The following is a 20,224-nucleotide window of genomic DNA, read 5'->3' as shown; positions in this document are numbered from 1 at the left end:
AAAAGATGCTAAAATGGGCTGTTTAGGTAGTGCGAGGGGGTGCAGTGTTGCAAGAGGTGGTTTGTGGTGCAGAAAGTTGAGCAGGGTCACTATAGTACTTAGGATCACAATGTGATTAATTGCAATATGGTTGTGTAGATGAGTATATAGAGGATAGGGGTGTTGCGTGGAGTGTGCTCAAATAGCAAGGTTACTTGTTGAAGGCCATAAAGAGATACTTTTATAAAGCATTGCAGAGGTTTTGATGGAAAAACATCTGCGGGACACACCATCCTGCACTGTAATCCGCGAGGATAAATACTATGAGCATGTACAAAGCAGATATCAATCAGCTCTTGGAATTAACAGCTAAGAAACTTCAAGAGATAGAACAAATTAAAGCGCCAGAGTGGGCACCTTTTGTTAAAACAGGTGTGCACAAAGAGCGCCCACCGGTACGTCAAGACTGGTGGTATATCAGAGCAGCAAGTATTCTTAGAACCGTTCGCTTAAAAGGTCCTATTGGCGTAAACAAATTACGCGTCAAGTATGGGGGCCGCAAAAGCAGAGGGTACAAACCCGAACGATTCAGAAAAGGTTCTGGCAATATTATTCGTAAAGCACTTCAACAACTACGTGCAGCGGGACTTATTGAACAAAAAGAAGAACACGGGTACAAGGGAAACGTCATTACCGGAAAAGGTATGTCTTTGCTTGACCAAGTGGCAAAGGAGGTTGCAGCAAATGGCAAGAAATAAGCACCTCTCACGAAAACTGCGTCTAGCAAAGCGAGGACGCCAGACTAGATGGGCTCCTTTTTGGACAATTCCAAAGAAATACGGCAAGGGACGTCGCGTTCATCCAGCTCGACTAACGCATGTTAAGCGAAGCTGGCGTAGAACAAATACGAAGGTATAGAGAACATGGCACAAAGAACTTACGTTATACCGCTTCGAAGAGAATTCCTCAAAGTTCCACGCTATCAAAGATCCAAAAAAGCAATTACTGCGATCAGAGAATTCTTGGTCAAGCACTTGAAGACTGACAAAGTACTTCTGGGACCAAAACTCAACGAAACGGTGTGGAAAGATGGCATTAAGAGTCCTCCACACAAAGTGAAAGTAACTGCATCAATTGTTGATGGCGTTGCTAAAGTTGAGCTCTTCGGACATGAATATCCAAAAGCTATTGAGAAAGCAACCAAAGCTCCTCAAGGTCTGAAAGAAAAACTTCAAGCAGCAGTCTCTGATGTTAAAGGCGGTTCAAAGGCACAGACTTCTTCACAAGAAACCTCCGCAAAGGAAGAAGAACCCAAAGCAGAGTCAAAAGCGCAGGAAAAGGCGCAAACAAAAGAAGAAGCATCTAAGTCAAAGGCAGCAGAGGCTAAAAAAGAAGCAAAAGATTCTCAGAAAAAGGAATCCAAACCCGTAAAAGAAGGAAAACCAAAATCTGAGAAGAAGGCTGAACCTGCAAAAGACGCTGCTAAGAAGTAAGTCTAAATTATTTTCAATTCCTTTTCAATTCATTTGAATTTTTTTACCCTGGAAACGGGGATGTCAACCCATCATGAATCGTCCAAATAATCTAACTATTAGCCAATCAATTCTAGATAGAACTTGTTTTAGTGGTGTAGGTATTAGCGCAGGGTATGCATTTGAGGTGCACAGCAATGGGTAAGCTTCCTTTTGAGCGTGGAACACGAGAGGTGCTCATCAAAAGAGATGCAAAAACATCTGAGAAGTTTGGTAAACGACCTGAAGAGCGCACTGTTGAAGAGCTTCTCACCTGTGGTATTGTGAACATTGACAAGCCAAAAGGACCGACCTCTCATCAAGTCTCCGCCTACGTACGAGACATTCTTGGCGTTGATAAAACAGGTCATTCAGGAACGCTTGACCCAAAAGTTACCGGCGTGCTACCCGTTGCGTACGGAAGAGCAACCCGCATTGTACAGGCTCTTCTTCCTGCAGGAAAAGAATATGTGTGCATTATGCACTTACACAAACCTGTTCCCGAACAAGAAATTAAAGACGTGATGTCAACCTTTGTCGGCAAGATTAAACAATTACCGCCAATCAAGTCCGCAGTAAAACGTGATTGGAGATATCGAAAAGTGTATTACATTGACATCCATGAAATTGACGGACAAGATGTCTTGTTCACCATAGGTTGTCAAGCAGGAACCTACATTCGTAAGATTTGCCATGACATTGGCCAAGCACTTGGCGTAGGCGCACACATGGCAGAACTTCGTAGAACAAAAGCAGGACCCTTCCAAGAGGATACTGCAGTTGATCTTTACACTCTCAAAGATGCTCTGATCTTCTACCGAGAAGATGGCAAAGAGCAATTCATTCGAGAGTGCTTGTTTCCCATTGAAAAGGCGGTGGAACACCTGCATAAAGTGTGGGTGCTTGACTCTGCTGTGAACTCTTTAGTAAACGGCGCGAATTTAAAACTGCCAGGAGTGGCAAAGATTGAAACAGAAGCTCAGATTGACGATCTTGTTGCAGTATTCACACTAAAAGATGAGCTCATCGCACTAGGTCGCTTGAAGATGCTTCCTTCCGAAGTTATGAAGAAGGATACTGGCGTTGTGGTAAAAGTTGAGAAAGTTTTCATGGAAAAAGGAATTTATCCTAAAATTGAGAAGAGTTAAGTGCGATAAGAGTTGTTATGAGTTGTTAGGTGGTTTTCTCATTCGTTCTATTGTTTGGGTTATGTGTGGCGATACTGTGTGTGGTGGTGAAATGTTTAAATAAGAGGTGAGCATGGAGGGTCCTATGAAACACGTGTTTTTTTCCCTGATGCTTCTTGTGATGATGACTAGTTGCATGCCTCAACAAGCTGGAGGATCGCAACAAGAGCGATGCGAATTATTGGGTGGCAAGTATCTTGACGAATTCGACGAATGTGAAGGCATATCTCAAGAGCAATGTGCAGAACTAGGTGGTGTGTTTAATGAATGTGCATCAGCTTGCAGGCATGACCCTAACGCAAGGTTTTGTACGATGCAATGCGTGCAAGTGTGCTCTTTTAGGTAGATTTTTCTTCCCCTCGAAGACCTTTTTTTGATCTGCGTACTGTGGCATTCCTTGTCTCCTCCTTGTTTTGATGTTGATTGTCCTTGGATTGTCGTTGTGGCGTCTTTCGCGGGTGTTTATAATCTCTTTTACTTTATCTGGGTATATCATCAAGAGACCATTCAAGCACATGCTTGAACCTACTGCGGATCTATGCTCTTATGGGGGTCTCCCTCGGGTTACTGCATTTCTCGTTTATAGAAGAGGTATGTCTATGCCAAGGTTGTGTAACATGATCGTGTAAAGCGTGATGATTGCGGCAAAGATAAAAACAATCACAACAAGCTGGTATTTTATGTGGTGCTGGTGATATGCTTTTCTTTGCGAATGGGTGACTTTGTCAATGAGTTCATCACCAAAGAAAACGGAGAGAAACGTGCCAATCGCACTTAATATGATAATTCCCCAAAACGGCCATGGTGTGGTGAGGATGGTGTAGAAAAGACGCAAGACAAGGGTGCTCTCATAGGTTTGTGGTGAGATGATGAGAACAAGGATATTGAGCAGTCCTGCAAAAACCCAGACAAAAATCTCTGAGTAGAGCATACGTATCTTAAGGATTAGTCGTAGGGGAAAATCAAGCAGGAACCCTGCATCTGCTACAGGGGTGCAAAAGACAAAGAAGGACCAGGTAAGAGCAGTTACGAGAATGCCTTTATCGACACCGTAGCGAGAAGCAGCAAAAGCGAAATAACCTAAGAAAACTCCAAGGACTGCAAGAAACTTGACAAGTGCCGCACGTTTAGTTTCGTGATGAATAAGGGGGTGTTTTTTGCAATTCTCAATAAATTTTTTAACGTGCATATCGCGCAAGAATATGAAGAAGTATTTAAATGTAAATAAAAAGATGAGAAAAAATTAATCAACATGCTTTGTCTTTAAGCTTCTGCTCTGGTAACGTTAACTGCTTTTGGTCCACGTTCTCCTTGTTCAACGTCGAAGGTTACTTCGTCATTGTCGTGGAGGCGTACGCCTTCTGCAATACCTGTCGTGTGGACAAAATAGTCGGTGCCGTCGTCGCCTACGATAAAACCGTAGCCGTTATTTTCGTTGAAAAACTTTACTTTTCCATTCATGTTCTTATACTCCGAATAAGGGTAATTTGATCGAGAAAACGATACGCTTACTTGATACTCTTACTTTATTCACTTATGTTACCTAGTATTTTGCAGGGGTATTTAAGACTATGCTTTAGGGAGGCGAATCCTATATATGGGTCAGATGTTCTTCTTGTGCGTAGAGAGGTGATGAAAACATGGCAAAATTAGATATCAAGGCATTCTCCCTTGCAGGAGGTATTCTCTGGGGTGCTGCGTGTGTTGTCCTGGGAATTGTTGCAACAACGGGATATGGTGCGAGCATGGTAAGCGCACTCTCTTCAGTCTATATCGGTTATTCAGTAGGGATTATTGGCGCGCTCATAGGCGGTTTATGGGCGTTTATTGACGCCGCAATTGGTTGTGCGATCTTTGCGTGGCTCTACAACAAACTCCAATGAACAGAGAACAGAGAAGATCAAACCTCTTAGTAGATCCTCTTTGAAGTTGCCTTCTGTGCGATACTCTTGGATGTACGACTACTGCTAAAAGGGGGAACTTTTTGGTTGAGCTCAGCAATTCTTTTTGCGCCGATCAACACGTCGAGTATTGTGTGCCCTGTTCTTGCTAAAAAATAAGAATAGGACGGGGAAAAGGACGAAGGGCAAAAGAAGGGCAGTCAAAAGCGCGCATAGCTTGGTGAATTCTTTTGATTCTTTAACTTCGAGTACGTGAGTTGTTTCCACTAGCGTTGTTTCGTTCTCTTTGAAGCGCATAAGGATCTCGTAGTTACCTGCGGGAAATGTTGTGATGAAGGTTACTCGATCACCTTGTGCGTGGAGCGTTCCTGCAAAAACCGTTTTCTCATCGTCACTCACACGAAGATAGAGGCTCTCAAAGGGAATGACTTCTTGGGTTGATGCATTTACTAGATTGAATGCAAGTGATGTTTGTTCTCCTGCAAGAATTTCTTCTGGTGAGTAGCCGAAATCAACTAAGTACTCTCCTAGTACAACATCACTTCCTGCGTCAAGGTGTGCGTGAAGGGGAACAAGTAAGAGTATAAAAAGAATCACGGGCATTGCAGTGGTTCTTTTTAGGGGGTGGAAGGGTTTTCCTGTTGCGGATCGTTTCATCGTGTGGTTGTTTGTATTGTGGGTGCGGGTAGTTTGTAGTTGGGTGGATGGTGTTAACTGTGCGGACAGTTAAAAACTTTGTGATTACAAAATAATTACATTTATATATGGTTGTAGATTAACTTAGTAAATAATATCGACATATTTAAAAATAAATGTGATTACTAAGTAATTACATTAAACTAAAATTAACCTTAACTAAAATTATGAAAAAGGCAAGCACCTCAGATATTTGTTTTGCAAACAAAGTAGTCAAACAGGGAAATAGTTATTGTGTTCGCATACCAAAAGGGGTTCTTGAATACCTTAACATAGAAGGTGGAGATATTGTCAAAGTCATCATCGGTCGCGATGATACTGAGGTGAAAAAATGATAGACTTTCTCACTTCAACGTTTATTTCTCCACTCTGGCTTGTCACCCTTCTCTTTGCTCTCATCACTCTTATTCTCTACCTTATTCGACCGCGACCAAAAAAACAAGATATTCCTGCTTTAATGTTCATCGTCAAAGAATCTGAACGAGCTAAAAGTGGAAGCTGGCTTAAAAAACTCCTTCTTGACCCTTTACTCCTACTACAACTAGCAACACTCATTCTTCTTACTCTCGCACTTGCTCAACCCATTATACAGGTTAATCAAAAAGCTACGATAGATAAAACAGCAATAATCCTTGATGGCTCTGCTTCCATGCTTGCTCGCGAAGGGACATCCACGCGTTTTGACCAAGCAAAAAACATTGCACAAGACTATCTTACTTCAAAAAACTTCATTATCCTTGCAGGAGATGTCGCGCTTGCTCTTGACGATGATCTCTCAAGACTGGAAGCAAAAGATGTTCTCGCATCACTTGAACCAACACATACAAGAACAAATCTTGCAGAAGCAATAGATCTTGCAGCTGCAAATCTTGGAAAAGGCTCGCAAATAGTTATCGTCTCCGATTTTATAGAAACAAAACTGCACGCGGACTACCTTAGTGCTATTGCAAAAGCAAAAGCTCAAGGAATTCACGTTATTACGAAAAGAGTGGGATCTCCAATCACTAATAATGTGGGAATTATCGCAATGCAAGCAGGTCTTCCCACAAGTGCCATACAAATAAAAAACTACAAAGAAGAAGAAACAACAGTTCACCTTGACCTCGCAGGTCTTGAACAAAACGTAGAAGTTCCTGCAAAAGGAACAGAAGTTGTTGAATTTGAAACCCCCCGTGGAATTACTAAGATTAGAATAAAAGACTCCGATGCATTTCCTATTGATAATGAAGTTTATCTCTCAAACTACCCTGAAAAAACTATTCGGGTTCTCGTTATTTCAAATGAGGAAGAAGATTCTCAATCCCTCAAATACTTAAAAACCGCACTTGACGTTAATGAAGAACTCACTGTTGAATATCAAACACCTCCAAAAGTAGATGTGAACGGATATGATGTGATTATTATCAAAGACGTTAATCCAACAGCACTACTTCCAAGAACAATCAAAGAAATTACTCAACAAGTTGAACAAGGAGCAGCACTTATAGCATTCGCACAGCCAGGACTCTTCTCTCTTAACTTACCTCTTCCCGTTACGTACAAAGATCAAGGTGGGCAAACTCCAGTAATCGTGTTAGAAACCCTCGGATTTGTTCGTGATATCAACTTTGGCATGGTGCCCTCGCACATGATTGTTGAAAAAGATCCCCAAGCAGTTGTTATTGCACAATCAGAAGAGGAGTCGCCTCTCATCGCATACAAAGACGTAGGTGAAGGACGAGTGCTCTATTACGGCCTTCAAAACGATGAGTTTCACTTAGACATCTACTATCCTATTTTCTGGAAACGAGCAATAGACTTCTTAATCGGAAGAGAAGAACTCTCCCGTATTAATCTTAGAACCGGAGCCCTCCTTAATTTTGCATCTCCCGTTCAAGTAAAAACACCTACAGGAACAAAAACAACACAAATAGTGTACTTTGATAGAGTGGGCACCTATCAAATAGGGGATACGACCTACTCAGCAAATTTACTCTCAGAAAAAGAGTCTGATCTTACTAAAGACGTTGATGTAAGCGAGGAAATGATTTTTTCAACAAAAGAATATGAGGATAAAGTACCTAAAGAAATTGCAAACACCTTACTTATTCTTGCATTATTCCTTGCAGGAATTGAAGTACTTGTACTCAAACTAAGAGGTGAGTTCTAAGATGTTTGAAAACGTAGTGTGGTTGTATGCAATACCTCTGATGTGGATCCTCCTTGCACTCATAACCTTTCTTCGATTCGTAAAAATTCCCTCGCACATTCTTCAAGAAAAAGACGTGATGAAAAGAAGACGAACAAAACGCTTAATGGTGTTTATCTTCAGAGGACTCGCACTAACCCTTATTCTCATAGCCCTTGCACAACCCACCATTGAACAGGAGCGAACAATTCCTGGAGACCCGACAATAACCCTTCTTGTAGATCACAGCGCATCAATGGATCTCTACGACAATTCATTCATAGAACCTCTCACAGAGAAACTACGAGAAACAATACCTGTTGAACTCAAAGAGTTGAACACAAAAGAAGAGTCGCCTGTTGGAGATTTTATTCTCAACAACCTCAAACCAAATAGCAATCTTCTTATTATCAGTGATGGAAGAGTAACTAGTGGGGCTAAGCTAGATACACTCTCCCAGGTCGCAGTTTCCATAAACTCAACAATAAGTGTGATCGAGCCTCCCCTCCTTCAAGAAGATGTTGCAGTCTCCATTACGGGACCTGCAAAAACAGTTGCGGACATAGAAAACACGTATAACATACATATCTCCCGAGCAACGCATGAAGCATACAAACCAGTTGAGCTTCGCGTACTCATTGACGGAGAAGAAGTGTTTCATGAAACAACAAAAGAAGAAGTCATCCAGGTATCTAAAACATTTAGCAAAGGAGTGCATAATATCATCGCAGAAGTAAGCAATCCTGATTTTAACACATTAAATAATAGATTTATTCTCACCACAAGAGTGATCAAACAGCCCAAAGTTCTTTTAGTAACACAAGTGCCAACACAACTCAAAGAACTTCTTGACCAACTCTATGATGTTGATGAGAGTGGATCAATTCCTGCTGATTTGAGTGCATACTACGCGGTAATCATTTACGATATGCCTGCTGAGGCACTCACTAACCTTGAGGCGTTGCAAGACTTTGTGGTTGAAGGAAATGGGGTCTTCTTCATAGGAGGCTACCATTCCTTTGACCGCTCATCATACAAGAACAGCCCTCTTGAAACAATGCTCCCCGTAACAGTAGGATCCTATGAGAAAAAACGCGGAGATGCCACAATAGCACTTGCAATAGATATTTCAGGCTCATCAGGAGTAAAATACATCTACGTTCCTGGTTCAGGAAAATTAGAACGTGTGGAGAGCAATGCACTCTCCATACAAAAAGCGCTTGCAATAGATGTGCTTCGCAACATCAACGAAGGAAACAGAGTCGGGGCAGTAGCATTCACTGATTCTGCCTACGTCGTAGCACCTGTGGAACCTCTTAGCAAGAATAAAGACGAACTCATTGATAAAATTTCAAGACTTATAGGAGAGGGGCAGACAGATTTTGCAGTGGGGCTTGGAGGAGCGTATGAACTTGTAAAAGGCTTTAATGGCGAAAAAAACATCATTATGATAACTGATGGAAAAACTGGTTCGCTTGCAATTAAACAAAACACTCTTGCCCTTGCAAGGACGCTTGCAGATCTTGGCGTGAACATCTACGTTATAGGTGTGGGAGAAGGAAGCGATGTAGAGTTTTTAAGCGAAGTTGCTCAATTGGGAAACGGCTTATACTTCGCAGCTGATCAAACAAATAAGCTGAACATTCTCTTTGGAGAACCAGAAGGAGAAGAAGTTGAACAAACAATCTTTGATCTTTTCATTCTTAACCAGTTTCATTTCATAACGCAAGGGCTTCAACTTGATGCAACTATGACCGCATTTAATCAAGTTAATGCCAAAAAATCTGCACAAGTCTTAGTAACACTTTCAACGGGAGAGCCTGCACTAACGGTGTGGCGCTATGGTCTTGGAAGAGTGGGTGCACTTACTGTCTTCTCGGGCGAAAACAACCTTGGAGATCTATTAAGAGACCCTAATTCGCGTCTGCTCACAAGAGCAATTAATTGGCACATTGGAGATCCTGAAAGAAAAGAGGAGTACTTTATTGATATTCCGGATGCTCGCATCAACACGCCCACACTCATCACGGTAAAAACAAAAGATAAAATTCCCCAAGCAACAGGACTCTCTTTTGAAAAAATAGATGAGACCACTTATGTGGCACAATACACTCCTACTGTGCTGGGTATTGATGAAGTCCTGGGCGTTCAATTCGCAGTGAACTACCCAAAAGAATATGAACAAGTTGGCCTATCTCCTCTTCTTAAAGAAATCGCAAGAGACACGGGAGGAGGGATTTTCGCACCTGATCAAGTACAAGAAATGTTAGAAGTTTCAACATCTGCACAAAACAGAATAACTCTCTCAACAACACCTCTTACGTGGCCCTTCATCTTAGGTGCGCTCATCTTAATCTTTTGTGAAATTACCATACGAAGAATACTAGATAACTGGGTGAAACCATGAGCTTTTTTCAAAAACAAATAAACAGTTTCTTGCTCTTGCTCGTCGTGCTCGTAGTCGTCACAGTCGCGCTTGCAGCAAGCTATTTCCAAAGTAGTTTTGAGCAAGTAAATACGCAAAGCTCACAGATAGAACAACAACTCACTCAATGCGAGGAAACAGTACAAACTTTGCAATCCGAAAAGGCAGATCTTACCCTTCGTCTTGAAGAAGTCAATCAAGACGTTGCGCAATACTCGGAGATTTACGATGAACAACAAGCACAACTTTCTGCAAAAGAAGAAGAAGTTGCAAAACTTACAAGTGACCTCACCTCACTAAAATCACAACTTGCAACAGTGCAATCAGACCTTGCAGAAGAAAAAGAGCTTGTCAAATCCCTTCAAGAAGAACTTGCAAACAAAGAGAGCATCATTGACGATCTTAAAAGCGATATTGATCAATTGGAGGAAGACCTCGCGGCATGTCAAAACCCATAAGCAAAGCACGTAAGCTCTTCTCCGAGCTTAAAAGAGAAATTTTCAAAGTAGTACTGCTCAAAACAGTACTCAACAGTGCAATATTCTTTCTTGCACTGGGAACGTTTTTTGCTCTGCTTACCATACGCATTAAACACGCATTCCCTATCACAGGCGTGTTCTTCATTCTAAACTTTTTGTTTACCTATCGTGCAGTAAACCTAAAAGTTCTTGAACAAAGAAACAAAGAGCTCAAAGATATTCTCTCAACTGCCGTTGATAACCAGGATGAGCAGGGTTTCATGATGCACGCACTTATTGAAGAACTCACTGAGCGCCTCAAAAAAGTCTCTTCAGGAACTCTTGTAGATCCCAAATCCATTTTTTTCAAAACGCTCTCAATTAGTATTTTGTGTTTTACTATTATCTTTGTTTCTTCACTAAACATCAATATTTCACGTATTAACGTGGATCTTCCTGATATCTCTCAAATACTTCCAGAAGACGTGGCAAGAGAATTACTAGTACAACCAGAACAGCAACTTAATGAGAGCACTCAGATATTTGGCGAAGTAAAAGTTGCAACGCTGGGCAATAATAAACTTGATCTTGAACTTGCGTCCACTCTTTCTTCTGTGGATATTGAGCGCTCGCGTGAAGAGTACAAACGCACCTTTATCGAAGGAGACTACATAACAGACATACATGCAGTGCAAGATACGCCTTCACAGGAGAGAGTACCTAAAGAAGCAGAACTTGCTCTTAAATACAATGAGAGAATAAAGAAGTTGGGATAAATGATCATCTCTTAGATATATTAAAGAAGAGAAGAGGGTTAAATATTTAAACACATTTAGCGGTACGGTACAAAAGAGGTTAACACATGTCAAGCGCGGCAAAAATCAAAGAAGTACATCAGAAATTTGAGCAGATCAAAAAAGAGATCGGCAAAGTCATCATCGGACAAGAAGACGTCATCGAGCAAATTCTCATAGCAATCCTCACAGATTCTAACGCTCTTCTTGAATCATACCCTGGTCTTGGGAAGACCACAATGATTAAAACCCTCGCACAAGTGCTTGACCTTGACTTTGCACGTATTCAATCGACTCCAGATCTTATGCCTTCAGACATTACAGGAACATACATTATTGAAGAATCTCATGGAAAAAAATCATTTAAATTTCAAAAGGGACCTATTTTTGCAAATATCATTCTTGCGGATGAAATTAACAGGGCAACACCAAAAACACAAGCTGCTCTCCTTGAAGCAATGCAAGAAAAACAAGTAACTGTCGGCAATCAAACCTTTGCTCTTGACAGACCGTTTTTTGTTCTTGCAACACAAAACCCTATTGATCAAGAAGGAACGTATCCGCTTCCCGAAGCACAAACAGACAGATTCTTGCTCAAAATACTTGTAGAATACCCAAAACTACAAGAAGAGCTCTCCATCGTAGAACAATACTCCGCAGTTCTCAAAAATGCACAAGTTCATAAAATGCTCAAAAAAGAAACGCTCATTGCATTACAAAAACTAACAAGACAGGTCTTGGTAAGTGATGACATCAAAAAAGCAGTGGTGCAACTTGTTGCAAGAACAAGAGAATACAAGGATGCAATTGAGTTCGGAGCATCTCCAAGAGCGTCAATAGGACTCATTCTCGCCGCAAAAGCACGCGCACTTCTTCATGGAAGAAGCTATGTTTCTGGAGAAGATGTCAAAGTGATGGCTCTTCCTGTATTACGTCATAGAATCTTGTTAAGTTTCAAAGCGGTACGCGCAGGGAAAACTCCTGACGATGTGATCCGCGAACTTATTAAATGAGCGTTGAACACCCTTTAATAGATACGGAATGGTTAAAGCAGCTTGACCGATTCTCCATTCTTCTCAAGAAAAAAGTTAATTCCATTTTTGTTGGGCAAAGATCTGCTCATAATGCAAAAGGTCAAGGTACAACGTTTACTGATTATAGACAGTACTTTCCAGGAGACGATTTAAGGAACATTGATTGGAAGATCTATGCAAGAACTGAAGAATACTTTGTGAAGCAGTTTGAAGAGGAGAGAAACCTCACAATTCACTGCATCATTGACGCATCAGCATCCATGAATTTTGGAAAACCTAGAAAAAAATTCCACTATGGGGGGATGATCGCAACAGGCCTTGCATACATGGCGCTTAAGAACAACGAGCGCTTTGAAGTCTCTACTTTTGCAGATGATCTAAATATTTTTAGACCTGCAAAAGGAATTAACCACCTCATTCAAATAGTGGATCATTTAAGTACGAAAAAGTTGGAAGGAAAAAGTAACTTTCTTGAAAGCATGATGCAGTACAAAAGCGCCATTAACACAAGATCTCTTATCGTTATCATTTCTGATTTTCTTTTTGACCCTTCTGAGCTTAACGAAGCGTTGTTCCTTTTTCACAAAAGTGAAGTTCTTGTTGTGCAGGTTCTTGATGGATCTGAGCGCAAGATAAGTTTTAGCGGGGATCTTATCCTTGAAGATAGTGAGACGAAGTCAAAATTAAGAACATTTATTTCTAATCGTTTGCTACGCTCTTATGAAGAAAAATTGCAACTTCACATTGACGCGCTTAAGAAAGTGTGTGACGATCACGCAGCAAAGTTCATCTCTGTATCTAACAACGCTCCCATCTTCGAGACGTTTTACGAAATTATCAGGCAATGAGATACTTGAGGGCTTTCTTAGCAATTTGTCTAATGGTTGTCTTGTTTTATTGTTTCTTTTTTATTATTCATCAACAATTCCGAGTTTCTTCGGGTTTCGCACTTACTTTTGATGATGGGCCTTCTTCTTTTACTCCGATGATTCTAGACCTTCTTAAAGAATACAATACCAGTCTCAAAGAAAATAACATTACCGTAGTTTTTTTTGTTGTGGGTGAACGCGCAGCAGAACATCCGCAGATGATTAAACGCATTCATGAGGAGGGGTATCTTATTGGACTGCATTCCTGGGATCATCACTTTACGCTGTTTGATTCTCCCAAAAAAGTACAAGAAGACATTGATAAAACTGTGCAAGTGATTGCAAACATAACTGGTGAGCGACCCACTCTTTACCGCGCGCCTTGGGGTGTTCCCAGCCCTTTTCTTCCACCCAACTTGGAAGTGTGGCATTGGAGCAAAGACACTAAAGATTATGCTCATCTAACTGCTCAAGATGTGTTTGATGAATTAACAAAGGTCAGAGAAGGCGATATTGTTCTTCTTCATGATGGGGGTGGTAAAACGAGGCAACACACCGTTGATGCATTGCGGATGTTTCTTAATGCTACTTTTTCAACCTCTTAAAAGCTTGTTTTTTTTTCTCAAAATCTTTGGAAGAAAACTAAGTGCTGCAAGTAAGAGTAGTGCAAGAAGTCCTCTCCAACTTAGAAGATCTAGGAGATTTGCTCCAAAAAAGCTGTAGGCAAAGGTTCCTGGAATAATGCCAATAAAAGTCCCTAGCACATAATCAAAGGTGTGTATTTTAGTAAGACCAGAAACATAATTAAGCACATTGAAGGGAACAACAGGGATGAGGCGAAGTGCGAGGATTGTCTGAAGCCCGCTCGTACTAATGCCGTTATCAATTCTGCGTACTAATTGAGATTGTGATCGTTCATATCTTTCCACGAAGTCTCGTCCGAATCGTCTTGCAAGAAAGAAAGATCCTGTTGCGCCAAGAGTTGCTCCAATAATGGTGCAAATCGCTCCCAAAAAAGCTCCAAATGCGAGACCTCCTGCAATGGTGAGAATGCTTCCTGGAAGTGCAAGCATCGTTCCAACGGCGTAGAGCAGAATGTAGATAAGTGGTGCGAGAAGACCAAAGCGCATAACAATATCCCTAAGGGCAAAAGGATTAACATACTCTTTTAATCCTGTGAAGGTAAAGAGAATGACGAACATTGTGAAAAAGGTAATGAGCAAAATGAACTTTAATTTGGCTTTATCCATACCCTAAGAAGTGTTTAGGGGTTTTTAATAGTACCTTTTAACCCCAGGTAAAAGGAGGGTTCGCGTCAAGACAACGCGTGCAAAAACTTGTACGAGGCTCACCAAGAGATTCTAGAATATCAAACATCTCTTCTTGAGAGGGAAAGACGACGTTAATGCCAAGCTTATCGGAAATGAGTTTGGCATCTCCCTCACGGGCAAGAAAGGAATCAGTCTCCGCAATATCAACACCTTCCCTGCAATGTGCTTGTTTACCATTAACAATTCGTCCAATCATGGGGGTGTAGTTTGCAAGGGTTACCTGAGAGACCTTCGCTTCTTCTTTGAGTAAGTAGGCAACGCGTCTTGCAACTGTTCCTCTAATCGTACTATCTTCAATAACACCTATCCTCTTTCCTCTGATTGTGTCAAGCACGCGTGGATCGAGATGAAGGTTACCGTTAATAGACTGTTCACGTCCTTTTTGTGTTGATTCTTGAAATGACCTCTCTTTTTTCTTTTTGTAAAACACTTCAATGAAAGGAACATTCATCAAAGATGCGCAGGCCATAGCTGCAGGATAAGGGCAAGAAGGAACATAGGTGATAAAATCAAGATCTTGTGGGAGGATCTTCGCAAGAAGCTGAGCGTAACGCGTTCGCACTCTTCTTACGGAGAGTTCATCAAGGTGGGAGTCAATGTGGGCAATGTAATTGTACTGAAAAAAACAACGTTTTGGAACGGGTTCTACAACTACTTCTTTGGAGTGGGATCCATCAGGGTGCAGGTAATATGCGCTTCCAGGTGTGAGTGTTTCTATGATTTCTCCACCATTCTTTCTAAATGCGATGTCTTCTGAAGCAACACCTGTTTTACCATCTTTAATACCAAGAACACCCGGCATAACGCCGTGTCGATCACGCAAGACCACAACGTCACGGTGTCTCTTGTCTGCAATTGCACAAACATAGGAGCCGGGAACTTTTCGCAAAAGACCGCGTACACCAATATCAAGGTAGCGGTGAAGCAAGGCTTCTGAATCCACAAGTGTTTCAAGAGTAGTATCGTCTAGTTTTTTTACCAGTTCATCACGTTCAACTTGGCCATTATGAATAATCACCGCATCGCAATCATAACGTAGCAAATGATCCCCTCTGTGTATGACGCGCCCTCCGACTGCGTGAGGATGTCCGTCCTCGAGAAGGTTGCTACTCTGACCTCGCGTAGCGTAACGAACGTGCATTCCAAAAGTGTGGTATTTTGTGGGTGGAAAGAGTTGGTGAAGTGTTTCAACACTAAACGAGGAAGGTGTTCCTAACCATTTGATCATATCTATGCTTTCAGGACCCATTGCAAAGAGGCCTGTTACTTCTCGTCCTCGGTGGACAAGGTCACGAGCAAGGGCATAGGTATCATGCAAACGATGTGTTACGACAATTCCGCAAATAGTGGTCACCTCCTATAATAAGGTAAATCTGTTTGTGTCATTCATCACAGATCCAATAGTTCTCTTTGAAGAGTTCCTTTATTTAAAGATTCTTTTACCACTACTTGAGTGCGAGAACTCCTTTGAGCACTCGGGCAAGAAACTGCATTCAACTGCGCGTTTTCAAGTCTTAGCGATACTCCACCGAGTGATGAGCTGTGACATCAAAGTTGGAACTATGAATTTGAAAATCGCAGTACTTGCAATAAGAACAGAATATAATGCAGAGTCAATTAGTCCTTGATCAAAAAGCATTTTGATAATGACAATGCTTGTGCTAAACTTCACTGTTAATGCGATACCGAGTATGATGGATTGTTGTGATCCGAGTTCATTCTTTGTAAAAGCCCAGCTTGCCAGAATCTTAACTACGTTCACAAAGAGAATGACGCCAAATACGAGTAATGGTGATGCAAGAAGAAATGCGATGTCTGTTTCAAGACCTACTGCAAAGAAGAACACAGGAGCAAAAAGGCCATAGGCAACAGCATTGATGGTTTTATCAATTGTTTTTTGCTTCTGAGCAGGAAGGAAGTTTTTCAAAGCAATACCTGCAAGAAGAGCTCCAAGTGCAGCAGCATCCGCATACGATCCAATTCCTACAAAGACGAAGATGATGAATAAGGAGAGCAGGAAAATGGTGGGTTGGCTAAAGTGCTTGAGATCTTTTCGTGCTTCTTTGCGCAAGAAAGTGAGTAAATAAGCAAGTGTGAACATAACGGTAAACACAAGTAGCAAAGTAGTTATTTTTGCGCTGGTGTGGCCTTGTGCATTTCCGATAAGAACGCTAAGCGCAATGATGGTGATGATTTCAATAAGATCATCAAGGACTCCCACGCCGATGATCATGCGCCCCAAGGAAGTATTAATGATATTGAATCGTTGTAAGATGGGCAAGAGCACTGCTTCACCAACTGTAGCAAAAGAAATACCTACAAGAAAAGAAATCATCCAGGGCGTTCCAAATACGTAATGAACGAGAATGCTCCCGAGAATTCCTTCTGCGAGGATTATTCCCATTGCTGTTTTAAAAATAAATGTGCCGCTCTGAGCAATCCTCTTGAAATCCATTTCAAAACCAATGATGAAGAGAAGAAAGTAAATTCCAAGTGTTGCCAAAAAATCAAATACAGGTCCTTGGGTGATGGATGAGAATGGGTTATACACTGCTGCCCCGAATCCCAAGAACAGCGCTGAAAAAATCCAAGGAATGTTGAAGCGCTCAAGCACCCTGCCTAGAGCGAGCGTGAGAAAAAAGAGTCCTGCGAGAAAAAGAAAGATGTTCATGAGCACAGTTCTAGTAGTTCTAAGTATCGTCGCTCTTCATCTGAGCGTGAAAAAACTCTTTTCGTTGAGCTGGCATCTTGTGATGCATTAAGTGCTTGTTTGCTTAATGCGAGAAGCTCAGGGCAATGATGGTTAAGATCAAGGCAGGAAGTGAGCATATTCTTAAAACTTGTTTTGAGCTTAAAAATCTCTTCTTGTTCTTGTAAAAGAGCTTCTTGCGCTTCAAGAGGGAGTTCCTCTTCAATCCCTGCAATTTCCTGGTACTGGTGTTCAAGCAAGAAGATCTCCTGGGCAAGGGTGTTGAGCTCAAACGCGCAGAATTCAGACTCAAGCGTAATTGCACCTAGTTGTTCAATTGCATAAGGCTCACTAAGGGTGTGCCGTTGAACACTCACAGCCCACTGCACAAGAATGCCAAGCAGAAGGAGTCCCAAAAGAATTATTGCGATGCCAAGACCTCTTTTCATTAACAGCTTGTCAGAAGAGACACTTTAAGTATTTTTCTACAAAGCGCGAGGATGGTGGTTTTGAGAATCTATGCATATTGCAAGTCATCATAATGAACTTTTTCGCGTTCTAGCGATTCAATAACCTCTATGTTTCCAGAAGGCTTGCGAAGGTAAATCGTAATGGGAAGACTTGCGATATCAATATTCAGGTTGCGAAATGGATCAGCATCACGAAGTGCTTTGAAGATATAATAGATATCCGTATCGGAAGTTGCAATTGCACAAGGAGTGTTCTCATAAAGAGCACTATGCAAAGCACATCCAACTAGTTGTTCGTCTGCATGGGTGTCTTCAAAACGAGTGGCTTTGCGGTAAAATGGTTTCTCCTTAGCCTGTTCTTGTTCTGCGCGTTCGATGACGAACTTTACGAGTGTTAAACATTCAGAGGTATTTCTACTATGGTACGTGCTATGGCGGCTGCGTTTTACAACGCAATGTTGCAATCGTACGATATGGTCAAGAAGTTCCCTTTTTGTTTTGTCAGAATATCTTTTTTGATTAAGAAAACGAAGCTTCTCTGACATAAGGTTTGCAAAGCGGCTGTGTTCTTCAACAACTCCATCAACACTTACTACGTTTGGTTGTTGATACCATTCAATCTTAAGCTGAATAAGGTCGAGTATTTCTTGGTATTTTTTCTTATCAACGTCATCGTATGTGCGAAGATCATAAAAGAAATCTCTGTAAATATTCTCAGTCACATCAAGAAACCCCGTATCACTAAATACTCTTTCGTGCCTCTCGAGAATATCTAAAAAATCCATATTACTGTGGTGCTCACAACTACTTTATATGTTTTTACGGGAAAAATGCGCCTGGCGTATTGTTTTATACTGGGAAGTATTAAAACATATAAATGGGTGTGTTAGTTTTTATGTTATGTCCACTATTTCACCTGAACGAGAAGAACAATTACTGCTTGAATACTTGGCAGAGATTGAAAACCCTTATGTCCCAAGAGTGTTGCAAGGACTTGCACAAATAGGGGGGTTTGCTTCTCTAACTGCTCTGCCTCTTCTCGCAAAGACCTCTGTGAAGTATGCACAATCTCCTGTTGAACGTGAACGTATCGCCATCACCTATGTTCAGGTGGCAGAAGAGATCATCAAAAGGCACCCTGAATTTTCAGGGCATAAACAAAACATCGTGGATGCTCTCTTAGATGCGTGTTCATACGTTAAAACCGAAGACGTGGCTGAGTTACGCTCTTCCTTTGATGGTCCCACCGATATTGATAACACTACGCTTGACTCTCTGTTCGAGAAACAATCTTCTTGAGTTCGCCTCTTCTTGCAAGTTCCTCAATAATATCGCAGCCACCGATGAGCTCACCTTTAACCCAAAGTTGAGGATAGGTTGGCCAATTTGCATATTCTTTGAGATCTTCACGTAGTTCAGGATCTGCAAGGATGTTAACCTCTTTGTAATCAATGTTTAGTGCATCCAGTATTTCAACGACGTTTGCTGAAAATCCGCATTGCGGGAACAGTCGGGTTCCTTTCATAAACAGTACGATGTCGTTTTCCTTGAGTATGGTTTCAATTTTTTCTTTGTTCATGTTGTGTTTACTTGGTGTTTTTTGCTATTAAGATCATTTTTCGCGTCGCGAAAAATCCGGAAGTTGTTATCATAGAGTTTGTGCGAAGGGTGGGATGTTGTGGGAAGGTGGGTTTTTCATTTTTTTGAATCAGGTATAACTTCGAACAAATCACTCATCATCCCCTTCATGCGCGCCTTCGTATTCTTGCGGAGTATACACACGAAGACTAAGAGCATGAAGCATTTCTTTGAGCAGCTCTTTGAGCGGATCCATAACTTTGCGATGACGCTCAAGCAAGGTAAGTCCCTCAAAAGAGGGAGAGATTACTTGCGCAATGAAGTGTCGTCCATCATGGTGAGGGTCAAAGACTTCTACTTGTGCATCAGGTAGAGCTTCTTTGATTTTCTGTGCGATGAGTTCTTGCATAGCGGGCAAGGGAGAAGACAGATTTATAAAAGTGGTGTTATCAAGTGCTTCAATGATAAAAGAAGTGATTGTTATTGTTTCCTTGATCTTCTTTTTTGTCGCTGAGCATGTGTTTCCCTTCTTTTCACAAAGATCGTACAAAACCTTGTTCAAGCATGACATCAAAAACATATTCATAGGACTTATCAACGCAGTTGTGGTCGCTGCGTTTTTTGTTGCTCTTTGGCAAAAAGTCTCTGTGAGTTCTTTTGCGCAGAATTTTGGACTGTTGAACCTTTTGGGTACTAAGTTTGATGTGTTTGCTCAAGGCAGTGTAGCTTCGCTTCTTCTCGCTTTGCTTCTTTTTGATCTTTGGATGTATTGGTGGCACAGACTTAATCATGTAATTCCCTTTTTTTGGAAATTTCATCAAGCTCACCATACAGACACTTTAATGGACTCAACATCTGCTTTTAGGTTTCACACAATTGAAATAGTTTTTTCAAGTATTGCAAGATTGTTAGTGATTCCTTTACTTGGAATGAGTATGGACCAACTGCTCTTCTATGAGAGCATTTTATTGCCTGTAATAATATTTCATCATTCCAATATTAATTTACCTAAAAGACTTGATTCTTCGCTTAGACTGATTATTGTAACGCCGAATCATCACAGAGTTCACCACTCAAAAATAAGACGAGAAACTGATTCAAATTACTCTTCAATATTTTCTTTTTGGGATATAAT

At 41.2% G+C, this 20,224-nt stretch carries 26 protein-coding genes; 16 read left to right on the top strand and 10 right to left on the bottom strand.

The annotated features are described in order from the left end of the window. Nucleotides 1-308: 308 nt before the first annotated feature. From D6774_04595 to D6774_04575, 5 genes are all read left to right on the top strand, one after another. Nucleotides 309-737 carry a 30S ribosomal protein S19e gene (locus tag D6774_04595; GenBank protein RME77418.1) on the top strand — a complete coding sequence of 143 codons (429 nt, stop codon included), beginning with the start codon at nucleotides 309-311 and terminating at the stop codon, nucleotides 735-737. After that, nucleotides 724-897 carry a 50S ribosomal protein L39e gene (rpl39e, locus tag D6774_04590; GenBank protein ID RME77417.1) on the top strand — a complete coding sequence of 58 codons (174 nt, stop codon included), beginning with the start codon at nucleotides 724-726 and terminating at the stop codon, nucleotides 895-897. The genes D6774_04595 and rpl39e overlap by 14 nt, the downstream gene beginning before the upstream one ends. A 5-nt stretch (nucleotides 898-902) precedes the next feature. Then, complete coding sequence (locus tag D6774_04585) at nucleotides 903-1,472, top strand: 50S ribosomal protein L31e (GenBank protein RME77416.1); 570 nt, start codon at nucleotides 903-905, stop codon at nucleotides 1,470-1,472. Nucleotides 1,473-1,648: 176 nt separating this feature from the next. Then, complete coding sequence (locus D6774_04580; GenBank protein RME77430.1) at nucleotides 1,649-2,638, top strand: RNA-guided pseudouridylation complex pseudouridine synthase subunit Cbf5; 990 nt, start codon at nucleotides 1,649-1,651, stop codon at nucleotides 2,636-2,638. Between the two features lie 124 nt (nucleotides 2,639-2,762). Next, nucleotides 2,763-3,023 carry a hypothetical protein gene (locus D6774_04575; protein RME77415.1) on the top strand — a complete coding sequence of 87 codons (261 nt, stop codon included), beginning with the start codon at nucleotides 2,763-2,765 and terminating at the stop codon, nucleotides 3,021-3,023. A gap of 234 nt (nucleotides 3,024-3,257) precedes the next feature. Here the strand turns inward: D6774_04575 and D6774_04570 are convergent, their stop codons facing one another. Both D6774_04570 and D6774_04565 read right to left on the bottom strand, forming a co-directional pair. Continuing rightward, the gene (locus D6774_04570) at nucleotides 3,258-3,866 is read right to left on the bottom strand and encodes a hypothetical protein (GenBank protein ID RME77414.1); all 609 of its coding nucleotides are present in this window, start codon (nucleotides 3,864-3,866) and stop codon (nucleotides 3,258-3,260) included. 74 nt (nucleotides 3,867-3,940) lie between these two features. Then, entirely contained in the window at nucleotides 3,941-4,138 is a 198-nt protein-coding gene (locus D6774_04565) for a cold shock domain-containing protein (protein ID RME77413.1), read from the bottom strand. Between the two features lie 179 nt (nucleotides 4,139-4,317). Here D6774_04565 and D6774_04560 point away from each other — a divergent pair, with 179 nt between their 5' ends. Beyond that, nucleotides 4,318-4,560, top strand: coding sequence for a hypothetical protein (locus D6774_04560; protein RME77412.1), 243 nt, complete (start codon nucleotides 4,318-4,320; stop codon nucleotides 4,558-4,560). Nucleotides 4,561-4,671: 111 nt separating this feature from the next. Here D6774_04560 and D6774_04555 read toward each other — a convergent pair whose 3' ends face one another. Then, nucleotides 4,672-5,235: a hypothetical protein gene (locus D6774_04555; protein ID RME77411.1), complete on the bottom strand. Its 564-nt coding sequence runs from the start codon at nucleotides 5,233-5,235 to the stop codon at nucleotides 4,672-4,674. 206 nt (nucleotides 5,236-5,441) lie between these two features. Between D6774_04555 and D6774_04550 the strand changes: the two genes are divergently transcribed. From D6774_04550 to D6774_04515, 8 genes are all read left to right on the top strand, one after another. Then, nucleotides 5,442-5,609 (top strand): AbrB/MazE/SpoVT family DNA-binding domain-containing protein, encoded by a 168-nt coding sequence (locus D6774_04550; GenBank protein RME77410.1) that lies wholly within the window; start codon nucleotides 5,442-5,444, stop codon nucleotides 5,607-5,609. Beyond that, entirely contained in the window at nucleotides 5,606-7,423 is a 1,818-nt protein-coding gene (locus D6774_04545; protein RME77409.1) for a VWA domain-containing protein, read from the top strand. Before D6774_04550 ends, D6774_04545 begins: the two co-directional genes overlap by 4 nt. A 1-nt stretch (nucleotide 7,424) precedes the next feature. Continuing rightward, nucleotides 7,425-9,848: a VWA domain-containing protein gene (locus D6774_04540; protein RME77408.1), complete on the top strand. Its 2,424-nt coding sequence runs from the start codon at nucleotides 7,425-7,427 to the stop codon at nucleotides 9,846-9,848. Next, on the top strand, nucleotides 9,845-10,324 hold the full coding sequence (locus D6774_04535) for a hypothetical protein (GenBank protein RME77407.1): 480 nt from the start codon (nucleotides 9,845-9,847) through the stop codon (nucleotides 10,322-10,324). Before D6774_04540 ends, D6774_04535 begins: the two co-directional genes overlap by 4 nt. Then, on the top strand, nucleotides 10,309-11,100 hold the full coding sequence (locus D6774_04530) for a hypothetical protein (GenBank protein ID RME77406.1): 792 nt from the start codon (nucleotides 10,309-10,311) through the stop codon (nucleotides 11,098-11,100). Before D6774_04535 ends, D6774_04530 begins: the two co-directional genes overlap by 16 nt. A gap of 86 nt (nucleotides 11,101-11,186) precedes the next feature. Further along, nucleotides 11,187-12,131, top strand: coding sequence for a MoxR family ATPase (locus D6774_04525; GenBank protein ID RME77405.1), 945 nt, complete (start codon nucleotides 11,187-11,189; stop codon nucleotides 12,129-12,131). Beyond that, nucleotides 12,128-13,000, top strand: a complete 873-nt coding sequence (locus D6774_04520; protein RME77404.1) for a DUF58 domain-containing protein — start codon at nucleotides 12,128-12,130, stop codon at nucleotides 12,998-13,000. The genes D6774_04525 and D6774_04520 overlap by 4 nt, the downstream gene beginning before the upstream one ends. Then, a complete protein-coding gene (locus D6774_04515) occupies nucleotides 12,997-13,626 on the top strand; it encodes a polysaccharide deacetylase family protein (GenBank protein RME77403.1) in 630 nt (209 codons plus the stop codon). Before D6774_04520 ends, D6774_04515 begins: the two co-directional genes overlap by 4 nt. Here the strand turns inward: D6774_04515 and D6774_04510 are convergent. From D6774_04510 to D6774_04490, 5 genes are all read right to left on the bottom strand, one after another. Further along, the gene (locus D6774_04510; protein ID RME77402.1) at nucleotides 13,615-14,271 is read right to left on the bottom strand and encodes a TVP38/TMEM64 family protein; all 657 of its coding nucleotides are present in this window, start codon (nucleotides 14,269-14,271) and stop codon (nucleotides 13,615-13,617) included. The genes D6774_04515 and D6774_04510 overlap by 12 nt on opposite strands. A 37-nt stretch (nucleotides 14,272-14,308) precedes the next feature. Next, a complete protein-coding gene (locus D6774_04505) occupies nucleotides 14,309-15,706 on the bottom strand; it encodes a hypothetical protein (GenBank protein RME77401.1) in 1,398 nt (465 codons plus the stop codon). A 153-nt stretch (nucleotides 15,707-15,859) separates the two neighbouring features. Next, nucleotides 15,860-17,023 (bottom strand): cation:proton antiporter, encoded by a 1,164-nt coding sequence (locus D6774_04500; protein RME77400.1) that lies wholly within the window; start codon nucleotides 17,021-17,023, stop codon nucleotides 15,860-15,862. After that, nucleotides 17,020-17,490 carry a DUF4006 family protein gene (locus tag D6774_04495; protein ID RME77399.1) on the bottom strand — a complete coding sequence of 157 codons (471 nt, stop codon included), beginning with the start codon at nucleotides 17,488-17,490 and terminating at the stop codon, nucleotides 17,020-17,022. Before D6774_04495 ends, D6774_04500 begins: the two co-directional genes overlap by 4 nt. Nucleotides 17,491-17,558: 68 nt before the next feature. Further along, nucleotides 17,559-18,296, bottom strand: a complete 738-nt coding sequence (locus D6774_04490; protein ID RME77398.1) for a hypothetical protein — start codon at nucleotides 18,294-18,296, stop codon at nucleotides 17,559-17,561. Between the two features lie 115 nt (nucleotides 18,297-18,411). On the opposite strand from D6774_04490, the gene D6774_04485 reads away from it, so the two are divergent. Next, complete coding sequence (locus D6774_04485) at nucleotides 18,412-18,810, top strand: hypothetical protein (GenBank protein RME77397.1); 399 nt, start codon at nucleotides 18,412-18,414, stop codon at nucleotides 18,808-18,810. Here the strand turns inward: D6774_04485 and grxD are convergent. Both grxD and D6774_04475 read right to left on the bottom strand, forming a co-directional pair. Further along, nucleotides 18,773-19,090: a Grx4 family monothiol glutaredoxin gene (grxD, locus tag D6774_04480; protein ID RME77396.1), complete on the bottom strand. Its 318-nt coding sequence runs from the start codon at nucleotides 19,088-19,090 to the stop codon at nucleotides 18,773-18,775. The genes D6774_04485 and grxD overlap by 38 nt on opposite strands. 150 nt (nucleotides 19,091-19,240) lie before the next feature. After that, on the bottom strand, nucleotides 19,241-19,498 hold the full coding sequence (locus D6774_04475) for a BolA family transcriptional regulator (protein RME77395.1): 258 nt from the start codon (nucleotides 19,496-19,498) through the stop codon (nucleotides 19,241-19,243). Nucleotides 19,499-19,550: 52 nt separating this feature from the next. Here D6774_04475 and D6774_04470 point away from each other — a divergent pair. Then, on the top strand, nucleotides 19,551-20,224 hold a 674-nt coding region (locus D6774_04470), incomplete at its 3' end, for a sterol desaturase family protein (GenBank protein ID RME77394.1).

It is taken from the genome of Candidatus Woesearchaeota archaeon, from assembly GCA_003695435.1.
In the GTDB taxonomy this organism is placed as follows: Archaea; Nanobdellota; Nanobdellia; order Woesearchaeales; family UBA11576; genus J101.
The sequence above is the reverse complement of the archived record's forward strand: the minus strand, read 5'-3'. Positions and strand labels throughout refer to the sequence as shown.

What these genes read in the sequence shown, in the direction of transcription:
- D6774_04595 (RME77418.1), top strand. Translation starts at nt 309, where the DNA reads ATGTACAAAGCAGATATCAATCAGCTCTTGGAATTAACAGCTAAGAAA.
- rpl39e (RME77417.1), top strand. Translation starts at nt 724, where the DNA reads ATGGCAAGAAATAAGCACCTCTCACGAAAACTGCGTCTAGCAAAGCGA.
- D6774_04585 (RME77416.1), top strand. Translation starts at nt 903, where the DNA reads ATGGCACAAAGAACTTACGTTATACCGCTTCGAAGAGAATTCCTCAAA.
- D6774_04580 (RME77430.1), top strand. Translation starts at nt 1,649, where the DNA reads ATGGGTAAGCTTCCTTTTGAGCGTGGAACACGAGAGGTGCTCATCAAA.
- D6774_04575 (RME77415.1), top strand. Translation starts at nt 2,763, where the DNA reads ATGAAACACGTGTTTTTTTCCCTGATGCTTCTTGTGATGATGACTAGT.
- D6774_04570 (RME77414.1), bottom strand. Translation starts at nt 3,866, where the DNA reads ATGCACGTTAAAAAATTTATTGAGAATTGCAAAAAACACCCCCTTATT.
- D6774_04565 (RME77413.1), bottom strand. Translation starts at nt 4,138, where the DNA reads ATGAATGGAAAAGTAAAGTTTTTCAACGAAAATAACGGCTACGGTTTT.
- D6774_04560 (RME77412.1), top strand. Translation starts at nt 4,318, where the DNA reads ATGGCAAAATTAGATATCAAGGCATTCTCCCTTGCAGGAGGTATTCTC.
- D6774_04555 (RME77411.1), bottom strand. Translation starts at nt 5,235, where the DNA reads ATGAAACGATCCGCAACAGGAAAACCCTTCCACCCCCTAAAAAGAACC.
- D6774_04550 (RME77410.1), top strand. Translation starts at nt 5,442, where the DNA reads ATGAAAAAGGCAAGCACCTCAGATATTTGTTTTGCAAACAAAGTAGTC.
- D6774_04545 (RME77409.1), top strand. Translation starts at nt 5,606, where the DNA reads ATGATAGACTTTCTCACTTCAACGTTTATTTCTCCACTCTGGCTTGTC.
- D6774_04540 (RME77408.1), top strand. Translation starts at nt 7,425, where the DNA reads ATGTTTGAAAACGTAGTGTGGTTGTATGCAATACCTCTGATGTGGATC.
- D6774_04535 (RME77407.1), top strand. Translation starts at nt 9,845, where the DNA reads ATGAGCTTTTTTCAAAAACAAATAAACAGTTTCTTGCTCTTGCTCGTC.
- D6774_04530 (RME77406.1), top strand. Translation starts at nt 10,309, where the DNA reads ATGTCAAAACCCATAAGCAAAGCACGTAAGCTCTTCTCCGAGCTTAAA.
- D6774_04525 (RME77405.1), top strand. Translation starts at nt 11,187, where the DNA reads ATGTCAAGCGCGGCAAAAATCAAAGAAGTACATCAGAAATTTGAGCAG.
- D6774_04520 (RME77404.1), top strand. Translation starts at nt 12,128, where the DNA reads ATGAGCGTTGAACACCCTTTAATAGATACGGAATGGTTAAAGCAGCTT.
- D6774_04515 (RME77403.1), top strand. Translation starts at nt 12,997, where the DNA reads ATGAGATACTTGAGGGCTTTCTTAGCAATTTGTCTAATGGTTGTCTTG.
- D6774_04510 (RME77402.1), bottom strand. Translation starts at nt 14,271, where the DNA reads ATGGATAAAGCCAAATTAAAGTTCATTTTGCTCATTACCTTTTTCACA.
- D6774_04500 (RME77400.1), bottom strand. Translation starts at nt 17,023, where the DNA reads ATGAACATCTTTCTTTTTCTCGCAGGACTCTTTTTTCTCACGCTCGCT.
- D6774_04495 (RME77399.1), bottom strand. Translation starts at nt 17,490, where the DNA reads ATGAAAAGAGGTCTTGGCATCGCAATAATTCTTTTGGGACTCCTTCTG.
- D6774_04490 (RME77398.1), bottom strand. Translation starts at nt 18,296, where the DNA reads ATGGATTTTTTAGATATTCTCGAGAGGCACGAAAGAGTATTTAGTGAT.
- D6774_04485 (RME77397.1), top strand. Translation starts at nt 18,412, where the DNA reads ATGTCCACTATTTCACCTGAACGAGAAGAACAATTACTGCTTGAATAC.
- grxD (RME77396.1), bottom strand. Translation starts at nt 19,090, where the DNA reads ATGAACAAAGAAAAAATTGAAACCATACTCAAGGAAAACGACATCGTA.
- D6774_04475 (RME77395.1), bottom strand. Translation starts at nt 19,498, where the DNA reads ATGCAAGAACTCATCGCACAGAAAATCAAAGAAGCTCTACCTGATGCA.